Origin of the sequence: uncultured Gimesia sp., from assembly GCF_963976445.1 — a bacterium.
GTDB lineage: Bacteria > Planctomycetota > Planctomycetia > Planctomycetales > Planctomycetaceae > Gimesia.
The window spans coordinates 50,801-63,735 of the sequence record NZ_CAXBKP010000007.1; the positions used below are offsets into that span (position 1 = coordinate 50,801).

The following is a 12,935-nucleotide window of genomic DNA, read 5'->3' on the forward strand; positions in this document are numbered from 1 at the left end:
AGTTTTCAATCTTCAGAAAACGTGAAACGATTTTAAAAAGGAGGAATATCCGACAGTTCCGAGGGCAGATAAAACGGAAGAATGGGTTCCAGCACTAACGATCGAAATAAAATAGGATCTGACAATCAACCATGGTTCTCAACACGTTTCTATTTTTCATCTAGTACGGATTGTAATAAAAATACGCAATGAAAGAACAATAACAGCAATATCTAAATAGTACGCATAATTCCCCTCATCGTGCGCTATCACTGAAAATGTCTGTTGGAGTCACCCGCATAGGGATTAAGTTAAGTGTAAGTGATCAACAATTGTGATCCTGCAATCCAGTCTAGAAGGTGGCTTCTTTTATGCAATCACTCTCCACAAACATTAACGACTTAAAATTTCCAGTCACAAGAACAGAAGAACGTGCCGCTGCGCGTTTTCTTGCGTTGTTGGAAAAAATGGAACAAAAGAGTACAATTCAGTTTGCGAAACAACGTAAGCATGCCAGACAGACGATTCGCGGCACATTGATCGTTTCGTTACAGTCAGAAGTAGAGCATGTTTGTGATATTCGTAATGAAGAAACATCGGCAGCATTATGCTGGTCCATCAGCCAAGCAGGAGCATCCTTCCTCTTCCCCGGCAGTCTTGGAAAACATAATATCCTGGTAGGATTCACAGTTCAGGAAGATGAATATAGCTGGTTCGATTCAGAAATTGTTCGTAAACGCAAAATTCCCGATGTGGATTTTTGGGAGTACGGATTAAAGTTTCTCAGAAAAATCGATTCCTAGACTTTGAAAATTGCCAAAGTCTTCCCATTCCATGATTCTCCTGTAACGAGAGAGAATGGGAACTTTTTCTTCGACCACAGCAGCTTACATTACCTGTAATCAAGACAGGCACAGAAAATCTCCTCATCTCTTCGACGTTCTATTCTGGAATGTTGTCAGTATCTCTTCTAAGATAGTAGTAATACTGCTGTCTTTCTCCCCAACTTGATAACCTGAGAAACATCGCTGATGAAGGTCACTTCCATGAATTTGATCCTGCGCTCTTTTCTGGCAGCCTGCTGCTTGACAGCTCCACTGATGCCATCTGCCGATGCACAATCGCCGGCAAGTCCACTCGAAATACAACTCAAACAGGCTCCGCTGGAACAACTGGCAACAGAAGTCCGTCGACGGGGGAATCCGAAACGAGGGGCTTTGATTTTTTATAAATCGGTGGCAGCCTGCATCAAATGCCATGACAGCGGGAAAGAGGTAACCCCACTGGGCCCCGATCTGACAAAGACCGATCAAATGCTTACCGATGAGTATCTGCTCGAATCGATTCTCTTTCCGTCGAAGAAAATCAAACAAGGGTTTGAGACGGTCACAATCCTGAAAAGCGACGGGAAACTGGTTTCCGGTCTGGTCGCTGAAGATCGAAAGGATTCGCTGGTATTGCGTGATGCCGCAAATCTCGAACAGGAGATTGTGGTCCCCAAACAGGACATTGATGATCAATCCGTCGGCAAGAAATCCATGATGCCCGCCGGACTGGTGGCGACATTGAAAAATCAGGCCGAGTTCTATGATTTAGTCAGTTATATATTCCAAATAGCCCGCGGCGGTGTCAAACGTGCAGCAGAACTGAAACCCTCGGCGGAAGAACTGATTGTCAAAGACGACACCCAAAACCTGGACCATGCGGGAATTCTGCAGCGGATGAATCAACGGGATTTTGAGTCAGGAAAACGGATCTTTCATGGCCTGTGTAAAAACTGTCATGGTGCGGATGGAAACACTCCCTCGCTGCCCACGGCGCGTGCGTTCGGCTCACAGCCTTTGAAATTCGGCGCTGATCCTTACCGGATGTTTTTGACGCTCTCAAAAGGAAACGGCCTGATGGGGCCGATGCAGCACCTCAGCCCGAAAGAACGTTATCAGGTGGTGCATTACATTCGTGAAGCCTTTATGAAACAGAGGAATCCCGCTTACGCCGCAGTGACTGAGGAATATCGCAAGAGTCTCCCCAAAGGAACCAAGTCAGGTGAATTCGATCTGAATGTCGAACGCGACTTTGGTCCGGCGCTGGCTTCGCAACTGGGACGGATCACCACCAGCGCGTTGACTGTCAAACTGGATGAGGCAACGACAATTTCCTATGACCTGCACACACTGAATCAGGCCGGGATCTGGCAAGGCGGTTTTCTCGATTTAAGTCAGACACAACATATTCGCGGCCGCGGTGAAGGCGTGCCTCAGCCGCAGGGAAAACGCTTAACGAGACTGGCGGGCTGGCAGTGGGGTCACAATGGGACGCTCGATTATCCGCGAGACAATCTGAGACCACGGGGGCCGCTGCCGAAAAAATGGCTCGATTATCACGGTCATTATCTACACGGCAAACAGCTGGTGCTCTCATATCAAATTGATGGCCGCGAGATCACCGAGTTGCCGCAAGCAGTCGATGGAATTTCTGCGGTACGTCACACCTTACGTATCAATCCCGGAACCGCTTTAGTGCTGGCAACGGCAATATCTGATAAGACTGAAGCAAACGTTTCTGGCGTATTGACTGGTAACGAGACGCAGCCTCAACAGAAACAGGGCTCAGCGAAGAACGCGATTGCCATTAGTGGTCGGTCACAGGGAACCCAGCTCGGCCCCTTTACCGCATCCGCGGTCACCGGTGATGTAAGCGGGATGACCTGGCAAGTTGACTCTCAACAACGGCTGGTATTGATGATCCCAGAGGATGACAAGCCTCGTCTCGTTGAAATCATTTGTTTTTCAGGAAGCGGGTCAGACGATTTACAATCGCTTAAAACACTCGTGAAACAGGACAAAGCCGCGACTCACGCCGATCCCCAGTCCTTCACACACGGCGGCCCCGCCAACTGGCCCAATGTATTGAAGACCGTTGGTTATCGGGGGCTAGAACGGGGTGCTTATGTTCTGGACACGATCAGTATCCCGGAAGCCACTCCCTGGAACACCTGGTTTCGGACCTCGGCGCTCGACTTCTTTCCCGATGGTCGGATGGTGGTCTCAACCCATGGCGGCGATATCTGGATTGTTTCCGGTATCGATGATGGTTTGTTGAACGTGAAATGGAAACGCTTTGCAGGCGGACTGTATGAACCGTTTGGCGTGAAGGTTGTGAACGATCTGATCTATGTCACCTGCAAAGATCGATTGACGCGTCTGCATGATTTGAATCAAGATGGTGAAGCCGATTTCTACGAAAGTTTTTCGGCTGACACCGATGTCTCCCGCTTCTTCCACTCGTTTAATTTTGATTTGCACACCGATACGGAAGGTAATTTTTATTACGCGAAATGCGGCCAGTATACGAGCTATGCGTTGCCGGGGGCGGTGATTAAAGTCTCACCCGACGGAAAACAACGCGACGTTTACTGCACGGGATTTCGCACGCCGAACGGAATGGGGATGTTGCCTGATAACCGGATGACGGTTAGTGACAACCAGGGCAACTGGATTCCGGCTTCCAAAATCAGCCTGGTGAAGCCGAGTGGTTTTTATGGTTATGTGCAAACACACTCAGGGGGAAATGGCTGGGCTCCCGACGGCGGGCGGATCGATCATCGTAAAGTGGTGCCGCCAAAATCGTTTGATCAGCCGCTGATTTGGATGCCCCAAAGTTTCGATAATTCATCGGGAGGACAAGTGTGGGTGGATGATCCGCGCTGGGGACCGCTTTCCGGGCGATTACTCCATACCAGCTTTGGTAAAGGCTGGTTGTATTACCTGATGCTTCAGGATTTAGATGATGTCAGTCAAGCCGCAATCATCAAATTACCCTTTGATTTCAGCGCTGGCATTCATCGGGCGCGGGTGAATCCGGCTGACGGTCAGGTGTATGCGGTCGGTCTGGATGGTTGGAATGGTGGCGGCCGACCGGGACTCGTCGATCAAGGCATTCAACGACTGCGCTATACCGGGAAACCGGTTTCGCTGGTCACGGATTGTCAGGTGGAACCGGATGGTTTACGGCTGAGTTTCAATTTCCCCCTCGACCCAACGACCGCCACCGACTTGAATTCATATCTCGCCGAACATTGGAACTACCATTGGCGTCCTAACTACGGCTCCGACATGTTTTCACCGACCACGGATCGACCGGGCAAAGAAAGCATGAATATCACAAAAGTGACTCTCTCCGCAGACGGTAAGAGTGTCAAGCTAACCGTGCCTGATCTCAAACCAGTCAATCAGGTGCATCTAAAGTTGAACCTGAAAGACCAACAGGGGCAATCGTTTCGCGAAGAGATCTACTGGACCATCAACGGCGTTCCCAAAGGTGGGTAAGACAAACCTGAATCACCCATTCAACTCGCAGTCACGACCTCGTAGACTTTCGATAACATGACTGTAAAGACCAGGCTCGTCCGGGGACTGAAAGTAATCACCCGGGTGCATTAACGCTCCCTTTTCCTGGTATTCTGCAACGACCTTCAGAATCCACTCACTGAGCGAAGCGGCAATCGGCACCAGCACATCCGGCGAATGGTTCATGAACAGGACTGTTCCTTCCGGAAACTCTGACTTCGGTGTTGCGATACATGTAAAATCACCATTTCCCCAGTTATGAATTGTGATCACACCACTTTCCCGATCGAAGTTTAAAACTTCCAGATCATAGATTTCTTCTGAGAACAATAGCATCCCGTTCGTCGTCGAATAAAAGTCGATCAGTTCTGCATTGAGCGGAATAGTCTCTGAAATTGCGATTAGCTCCTCGGCTGAAGCGGGGTCTTCGAGCTCAATCTCACACTCTTCACCATCCTCATCTTCAATAGTTAAATCAGCAATTTGCGTGATTACGTCTTTCAGGTTTGACATACCGTTTCTCCGTTTCGGTTTCTATCCCAATACGATACTGAGATAAAATGGTACCACTTCCACGAATTATCGACCAGCCAGATCAACGCAGATTAACTCGCTTTCGCCACGCAGATAAAGGCGGTTACGGACGAGGGCACAGTGGGAAAAGATATTCTCATTACTCGGACTGGGAAAAAGATCCAGCCGCGAGACGACTTTGAATTGCTTCGCTGTGCCATCGACCAGCACTAACTGGCCTCCTTTGCCGATCACGAGAATCCGTTTGGAATCAGTGATTAAGGCGGCATAATCTCCGAACGCTTTGTCATCCCCGTACCAAGACGTTTTCAAGCCATTTTTCCAATTCAAGCAGTACATCTCATTCCACACGCAATACACTTGATCGCCAATTTGGATCGGCGTACTCATATCGGGGTTCAGATCTTCATTCACAGCCAGCGGCTTCGGTTTAATGATTCCGTTTTGATCAAAGCCATACAGGCGCGTCCCATTATTTTCCGTGGTGACCAATAGCTTCCCATCCAAAGCCAGAGGCGTGGGAACATTAAAGTCTCCCGTAAATTCCGGGACCACGGTCCATAGCCTTTGTCCGGTTTTGATATCCCAGCCTCCCAGTGAAACGGCATCGTGGCCTACGATCTGGAGTCGCCCACCAAATTTCCCGACGATGAGCGAACCATAGCCGGCTTCTGCGCCAGGAGTTTGCCATAACGTTTTCCCGGTCTGTGGATTGAGGGCAACCAGCGAGGCTTCCTTCGCACCGGGATTCACAATCAGCCGGTTCTCCACGATCAAAGGAGACGAACAGGTGCCCCAGGTCGGCGTTTCTACCACGCCGTACTCCAGATATAGATTTTTCTTCCAGACGATATTTCCTGTCGCAAGTTCCACGCAATGTAGATCACCAAAAGCGCCGAGCAGAAAAACGAGCTCGCCGTAAATCAGCGGCGTGGCACGAGGAGTGGTACCATAATCAAGTTCTCCCGGCGCCAGATATTCCAAAACCCATTGCACTTTTCCATCATTGGCTGACAGACAGCGGAAGAGGTCGGTCTGGTTATCCAGCCCCCGATCACCAAAGATCACCTTGGTCTCGGTCGCGGCAATTCCCCCCAAGCCGGAGAAGGCGAGAGTATAATCCCAAATGCGGTTCGCAGTTGCGGGCAGTGACGCTGGCAGTTGCGGTACTGAACCATTTCGCTGGGGGCCAAGCCAGCCGGGCCAGACTGAAGTGGACTGTTTATCCCCCGGTTCGGCTATTTTTTTTTTACCAGCCGCTGTGGCTGGTTTGGATGCGTCCGCCGAATTTTCGAGGGGCACAAAACCCAACAGGGATTCTAAGGACTGACAGAGTTCCGGCTGCGTCACCACATTCATCAGTGCCGTGCTGATTTCCTTTCGCTCGGTCGTATTCAGATTCCCGCCCACATAAGCGGTGATAAAGGGAACCGGTTTTGTTTCGGCCACAACCCGCAGATCTCCTTTTTTGATCGTGCCACACCCCTGCAGGAGTGGCTTGGCGTAGCTGGATATCACGGCGGCTGCACGCACGTCTTTGTCAAACTCCAGAATTTTGCAGGCCCCATCACTGCAAGCTGCGCTGATTTCCAGTTTTTCGGGAATCGTGACGTGGGCCTTTCTTAAAATGTCCATGGCGGCGAGATGCTTTTCATCACATTCCGAAGGCCCGAAGAAAATCCGATAGCCCTGCAGGTCTTGGGCGGTTTTCGCGGGATCCTTCGTGGGAACCACAATCAAACCGGTTTGGGTGGTTGCCCCCTTCAGATCAGACAGACGGGCAATTGCCTGCACCTTCAGTTTCAAAGCGCCTGCATCAGCGCGAACCACAGACTGCTTGCCAATAATCAACCAGGGTTGATCGTTCACTTTTTCCGGTACCACTTTTGCCAGTGATTCCGAAAATTTCACCTCGACTTTGCGGCCCAGTTGCTTCGCCAGAAATTCACCCAGCTTCTCATAGTCGCGCTGGGCATACCCTTTCACACAAGGACAGGAGAGCGGCGCCGCCAGCGGATCCATCACAATCAGCATCAACGGTTGTGGGCTGACCTCTTTGGCAGGTCTGTTTTCGCCCGCAAAAGTGGATGGTCCCCCGAAAGCCACAAACAACATCAGCGACATCAGGTGAAATGAAATCTGTTTGAACGTCACTTTATCTCTCCTCATTCAGATGAGTGACAACAGGCTGAAAGTTCGCTGTTACACACAGAACGTGATCGCGAACTTGCCAGCCTGAGCCTGTTTACTTTCCTGTACTCACTGTGGCGGTTGGTTTGCGAGCCATGACGATGATGTGATTGCGGGTGAGATCCATCATGTAAACCCGATCCCCGTCTGGAGAGACCATGATCGAAACGTTCTTACAGCCGGGAACCAATTTCACTTTTCCCACAAAATCGAGATACTTTCCATCAGCCGAATAACGTTTGATATATCCCAAGTTCGATTCCGCCGTATAAACTTCACCGGCCCTACCGACAGCGACATTCATCGGGTTACAGCAACTGCCGAACCCTTCAACTCCCTTGCGATCCCGGTTTCCCCAATGTTTGATCAATTTTCCATCGCGATCATAATGATTCACACGGTGCCGTGAGTTTTCCGCGACAAAGATCCCGTCGTTGTTACATTGCACATCCATCTGGCCGCAGCAACCGCGGAGACCTTTGACAATCACACTCGGGTTATCAAAGTTTTTATCCGTCCGCCAGACTTCATAGCCGTAGCCTTGAATCGCGGAGCAGGCAATGAAAATCTCTTTCTCATTGGCGGAAAGGGATGAGACTCGTAATTTTCGTTTTGACATCGCTGCCACCTGGTCATCGATCTGTTGCTCTGTCGGCTGCTTACTCTTCTTTGCCGTCAGTTCCATCTTCTTGTATTGTTCCAGAATCCGTTCGTAAGACAGAATTCGTTTCTTATCCAGCTCAGTCAACGTCTTGTTTTTACCCTTGACCTGCTGAATCATTTTTTCGAGTCGTGGAATCATACTGACAACGGAGGTGGATCTCGTTTTCATTTGCTGTACCACCTGATCGCGCAGTTTAGCGTTGCCCTCTTTGACCGCCTTGGCATGTGGGGCATCTTTTGTCATGAGAACTTTCCCTTTGCTGTCGAGCTTGAGCAGCTTGCCACTTCCGGCGACGTAGACGGTCCCGTCCTGGTCTACATTGATGGCTTCCGGGGAGATGGGAACGTTCCAGGTTTCGAGTAGCTGACCGTCTGGATTAAATACCCGAATTTCGCCGGGACCACTACCACAGGCGGCTAGAAGATTACCTGCTTTATCCATACAGAACGTATTGATTCGCATGCCGGGATTCAATTTGCTGCCGACCTCGATCACAGCAATCTGCTTGTGCGTCCCTTCAGGAACTTTAACCGACTCCGCTTTCTTAGGGGTCGCCTGCTTAGAAATCAGAGGGACAACGACTTGTCCATTCTGCACTTGAATCTTTACTTGAACCGGTTTGGCCTTGAGCGGAGATGTAATTTTGGGTTCCGCGGCTTCACCCACGCTGATGACAGCCAGACTGAAACAACAACCGAGAAAAACTGACTGCCGCATCCAGTGAGTCAAATGAGAATCGCGCATCGCTGTTCTCCAAAGGGGAAAAGTGAATTTGGTCAGGGATTCGCTTCGAATTCCGCTCGAAGAAACCCTGGTTCATTATTGAAAACAAATCGTTGCATCTCGAAAGCATTCGCACACAACGGCTCAATCTTAGAAAAGGATGGACTTAAAGTTGTCCCGATTGGAAAAAACCAAAGAGAAAAACTTCTTTGGATCTACTGTCGAGCGAAAAACTACACAGGCGTATAATATGTCGTTTTCTCAGATAGTCAAACATTCTTCGTCTATTTTTGCGAAATCAATTCAGATCATTTTTTTGAGCAGTAACATGTTCCGAACAAAGACTCATCAAACGAGCGCAGAATCCAGAACCAATACTATCTAAATTATTAAGACAAATCTCACTGCCTCTTTTATTCAGATTTCTGATCACATTTCTCGATTATTCAAAAATACCTGAGCAGCCAGGGACCATCTCACGAGGGAACACGCTTCGAGAATGCTATTTAGATTTTGGCAAACTTAAACATAGATGATCCCATCTCACGTTAGATTCACTCTTGGATCTGCTCACAGACGGAAGACATCAAAGATTATACATAAGAAGCTGGGGAACTTAAGGTGCCAAAGGGCGGCTGATCAACATCTTCAGCTTTGACTTCGGACCAACCAGTTTCTTTGCAAGAATATCTTCCTCTGTGAAACGAGCCAGCAGGATCTCGCCATCGGTGGCCCGGTTGCGGTCATAGGAAATATAAAGTGTGCCGTCCGGTGCCTGAAATCCGTCGGGATAGGAAATTCCTTTTCGCTCATCGAGGATCAATCCCCCTTTCCATGTCTGACCATCATCTTCGGAGAGCCAGGCGCTGAGTTGTACGCGTCCGTGATGTGCGTCGATCCGATCGCCGTGTTTGATCAACAAGATTCGGCCAGAAGCGAGACGTCGGATGTGAAACCGCGCGTTGGGCTGTTTGATATTGGCAGGTTTTGTGGGAGTAGCCCAAGTTCGTCCGCCATCCGTTGACGTTGTCTGCATAATGCCTTTCGCCGTGCGGGCCAGCATCCAGAGGGAGCCCTCTTTGCGTTCCACAATCATATGCTCATGCCAGTCGGGGTTAGGAAACCGCGCGGCACCACGGCGTTCCCAAGTCGTGCCTTGATCTTTCGAAACAAAAACATTCGCACCACGGAAGGGATCGAGTTTTTTAAAGCAGCCTTTGAACGGTCCAAAACCGGTGCGTTGATCCAGTGAGATCGGGAGCATCCACTCCCCATTCGACAGGACCGTCGGTTTGTTCAAGGTCACGCCATGCCAGATTCGACGTGGCTTGGACCAGACGGGATTCTCCGCATCCGGGTTTTCACAAATGGTGGCCCAGACCCCTGCCCGCCCGTCGAACATATGCATCGATTGATCAAAGATCAGCCACAAACGGCCCGTCGGATCGGTCCAAAGATTGCCCACCAGAATGCTGCGATCCACGGGATGCGCGGGCGAATGTGAATCGAGAACCAGCCGCGGATGTGACCAGTGTTCGCCGTCATCATCACTGGACGCCAACACGAAAAACGCCTTGGGGCTGTCACCGCCGGCAACCCAACAGGCCCAGAGACGCCCGCCCGGTGTTCGCTCTATGCCGATTGCCATGCCGTAATCGAGCCGATCATAATCGTAATCGGGAAGAGGCGATGTATTCAATGTGGGAGGAATCAGAGCCAGATCGGCGATCTGTTCCATGCGTTTAATCTCGGCCGGATTCTTTGAAACGGGATCCGCTGCAAAAAGGACCGAAACAATAGTAAGATTGATGACAAACAGACTGATCGTGCACTTCATTTTGGTTTGACTTTGATTCTAGAGTTGTTGAGATCTCATCATTCTACATCGATACGGTTGTTATTTTGCCGGTTTTCCATTTCGCCGATCAAACTGAAAGGGATTGGTTTTGTCTCCAGTCACGGTCACCTTCAACGGCGGCGCGATGCCCCCCTGATCGACTTCGACGCGTAAAATATTCTTGGCGGCAAACGGTCGGTCATAGATCCAGACGTGTCCATCGCCGTGAATGTAAAGAATGGGTTTCTGGAATGCAGTAGCAACTTCATTGAAGGGATCAAAAAAGTCGTTATGAACTTTGATTGGTTTGGCATGACCGAAAACCACCAGGCTACTGACATCCGCGCCGAAGCGACTCAGGTTACGACGAACCCAGTCGAGGCCGTCTGCGTGTCGTTGTTTCCATTCTGCCGCATCGTGAACGCGACCACCGACGATGTTCAATCCCACAAACAAGACGCCGCCCTTCACAAAGGAAAAGTTCTCTTCGCGTTCCAGCTGCCGAAAGACTGGCAGACGATGCTGCCAGCGCCGATCAAACCGCATAAAGTACTTTTCCCATAACTTCCAGGCCTGATCAGGATCGGTGCAGTCGTTCCATTCGTTGTCGCCGGGAATGATAAACACGGGCTTCTGCGACTGGCTGAGCATTCCAAACACCTTGTTATAGACGGCTTCGTCACACAGTGAGGCGCCCCCTTTGATATCGCCGAGATGAACCACAAATGCGGCATCGCCGGGAATCGCGGTCATTTGCTGTGGCAGATGCGAATCTTCCGCCGGCTTATAGGGGACATCTCCCATCACATAGAACGTGACCTCAGATTTAGTCTGGGCATCGGGTTTGGGTTTTAAAGATTGACCGACTGCAGACGTACTGATCAAAAGCAGCAGCAGTCCCAGTGGTAACGTCTTGAATCGCATCAGTGTCATTTCCTCAGTGGTGATTTAACAAAAGAAAGCAGGTCTTAAAATACCCGGTTCTGGAAGTAAAGTCACCTCTGCAACGAAAACAAAACACCGTCTTTCTCGTTTATATTCCCTTATATTGTATTACAGAGAATATTGTATTACAGAGAACAATTCATCAGCTCACCAATGAAATGGCATGATTAAGGACAATTCTTGAGAACGGCTGCCTGCATCGCCAGCAGGGATTCCCGCGCAAACTGTTTCTGTTTCCTGCGAACATAGGGAGAGGCGATTTTTGAGAGCAATTGCCCCGGTCGCGAGAAGGCGTAGAGATCGTACCAGACAGAATCGTCATCCGTGTTCCATTCGACCTGAAAGCGTTCTTCTCCCGACTCGGCATGTTCGGGTAGAGTGCCATACGCAAAGCCGAAACGATGCAGCGGCTCGGTCTCTTCCACGACATACACCACCCGACAGGCATTCAATACCCAGATCCCGAGAACGTGCGCCAAAGCCGCCACCGTCTGTCCCGCTTCCGGCCCTGCATCGGGACGATGCAGAGTCAACCAGTCAAAACGATAATGCTGCCAGTCAACGAGGGCCTGCTTCGCAGTTTCATAAAGTGCTCTCCCCTGCCCCAGGCAGATCCGGTTATGATCCACCTGATAACCGGCGGGCGGCGTTTGCGTTCTGGTAGCCGCCACCTGCGGATAAGTGAACTTCAGCCGGGATTGTGCTGCGATGAAGTCGGCAATCTGCTGGGCATCGGGCTGTTTGAAAAGTAACATATTTTTGGATCATAGTGAAAATAGTTTAATCCAGAACACGCCGGAAACCGTTTCCGATACAGACAGACTACGAAGCAGACCCCAGATAAAAAAGGGAATGGGCCGTTGTGGATGACAGATTTTCTGAGACCGCAAAGCTGACAGAGCCGGAACCAGTTAGTAGGGTTTTTCGATTTTCGAAATCCTCACGAAATGAAGCGATATTTGTGCTACTTTTCTTCACTATCATCTTCTTCGGCAGCGGATTTCTGATGGGCTTGGATGCACCATCTGACCGCCGAAAATATACCATCCTGTTTAATGCAGTGCTCTGGCTCATTCCAAGTGGAATTTCGCTCTGGGGATTTCTGGCTTACTGATCCACTTCGCTGACAATCCAAGATGATAACGTGATTCTGCAGGGTGTATTTACTCGCAAAGTGTTTACTCTATCCGAAGTAAAAGAAGCAAAATGGGATGTAGATCATTTAATTGTTGATCCCAAGACAAAGGCAGGCGATATCAACCTGAATCAATACGATCAGGAAGACCGACTGTGGTTGATTCGCTATTTTCGTCATGAGCTTCCCCCATCATCTCAAGTCAACTGGGATCGATTCTGTCTACGTTTTGCAATACCGCTTCAGGACCGACTGCAAGCAGAATTGCGTCCTCCGGAATCAGACGAAATTCTTGTGACGCGACAGCGTTATGATCGAATTGGAATTCCATTGAATGTCATACTCTCTCTCATTGGATTTTATATTTCGTGGAAGCTGAATCATTTCGCGGTGCTCATCCTTCCCGCATTTTCAATCGGCTTCTGGTTACTCCTGCGCTACACCCAAACGAGGCATGCTTGTGAAGCGACTTGAAATGCCTGCACCTCGGGAGTTTCTCTGTTTTTTATTATTGTGGGGGACTCCCGGACTGGCTGTTCTTCTGATTCTTAAAATATCAGCCCTTCCAAAGTCTATCGA

General features: G+C 49.7%; 9 protein-coding genes. 3 read left to right on the plus strand and 6 right to left on the minus strand.

Annotation, left to right across the window (positions count from 1 at the left end; all coding sequences use genetic code 11):
• Positions 1–350: 350 nt before the first annotated feature.
• Complete coding sequence (locus tag AAC022_RS09870) at positions 351–782, plus strand: hypothetical protein (RefSeq protein ID WP_339730520.1); 432 nt, start codon at positions 351–353, stop codon at positions 780–782.
• Between the two features lie 243 nt (positions 783–1,025).
• A complete protein-coding gene (locus tag AAC022_RS09875; RefSeq protein WP_339730522.1) occupies positions 1,026–4,307 on the plus strand; it encodes a DUF6797 domain-containing protein in 3,282 nt (1,093 codons plus the stop codon).
• Positions 4,308–4,319: 12 nt separating this feature from the next.
• Here AAC022_RS09875 and AAC022_RS09880 read toward each other — a convergent pair whose 3' ends face one another.
• The 6 genes from AAC022_RS09880 to AAC022_RS09905 all read right to left on the minus strand — a co-directional run bounded on the left by AAC022_RS09880 (position 4,320) and on the right by AAC022_RS09905 (position 11,976).
• The gene (locus AAC022_RS09880) at positions 4,320–4,841 is read right to left on the minus strand and encodes an SMI1/KNR4 family protein (RefSeq protein WP_339730524.1); all 522 of its coding nucleotides are present in this window, start codon (positions 4,839–4,841) and stop codon (positions 4,320–4,322) included.
• 66 nt (positions 4,842–4,907) lie between these two features.
• A complete protein-coding gene (locus tag AAC022_RS09885) occupies positions 4,908–7,016 on the minus strand; it encodes a PQQ-binding-like beta-propeller repeat protein (RefSeq protein ID WP_339730525.1) in 2,109 nt (702 codons plus the stop codon).
• A gap of 91 nt (positions 7,017–7,107) precedes the next feature.
• The gene (locus AAC022_RS09890; RefSeq protein ID WP_339730526.1) at positions 7,108–8,460 is read right to left on the minus strand and encodes a hypothetical protein; all 1,353 of its coding nucleotides are present in this window, start codon (positions 8,458–8,460) and stop codon (positions 7,108–7,110) included.
• A gap of 595 nt (positions 8,461–9,055) precedes the next feature.
• The gene (locus AAC022_RS09895) at positions 9,056–10,276 is read right to left on the minus strand and encodes a sialidase family protein (protein WP_339730527.1); all 1,221 of its coding nucleotides are present in this window, start codon (positions 10,274–10,276) and stop codon (positions 9,056–9,058) included.
• Positions 10,277–10,336: 60 nt separating this feature from the next.
• Positions 10,337–11,200: a hypothetical protein gene (locus AAC022_RS09900; protein ID WP_339730529.1), complete on the minus strand. Its 864-nt coding sequence runs from the start codon at positions 11,198–11,200 to the stop codon at positions 10,337–10,339.
• A gap of 188 nt (positions 11,201–11,388) precedes the next feature.
• A complete protein-coding gene (locus AAC022_RS09905; RefSeq protein WP_339730531.1) occupies positions 11,389–11,976 on the minus strand; it encodes a DUF1990 domain-containing protein in 588 nt (195 codons plus the stop codon).
• A 389-nt stretch (positions 11,977–12,365) separates the two neighbouring features.
• Between AAC022_RS09905 and AAC022_RS09910 the strand changes: the two genes are divergently transcribed.
• Entirely contained in the window at positions 12,366–12,830 is a 465-nt protein-coding gene (locus tag AAC022_RS09910) for a hypothetical protein (RefSeq protein ID WP_339730533.1), read from the plus strand.
• Positions 12,831–12,935: the final 105 nt, after the last annotated feature.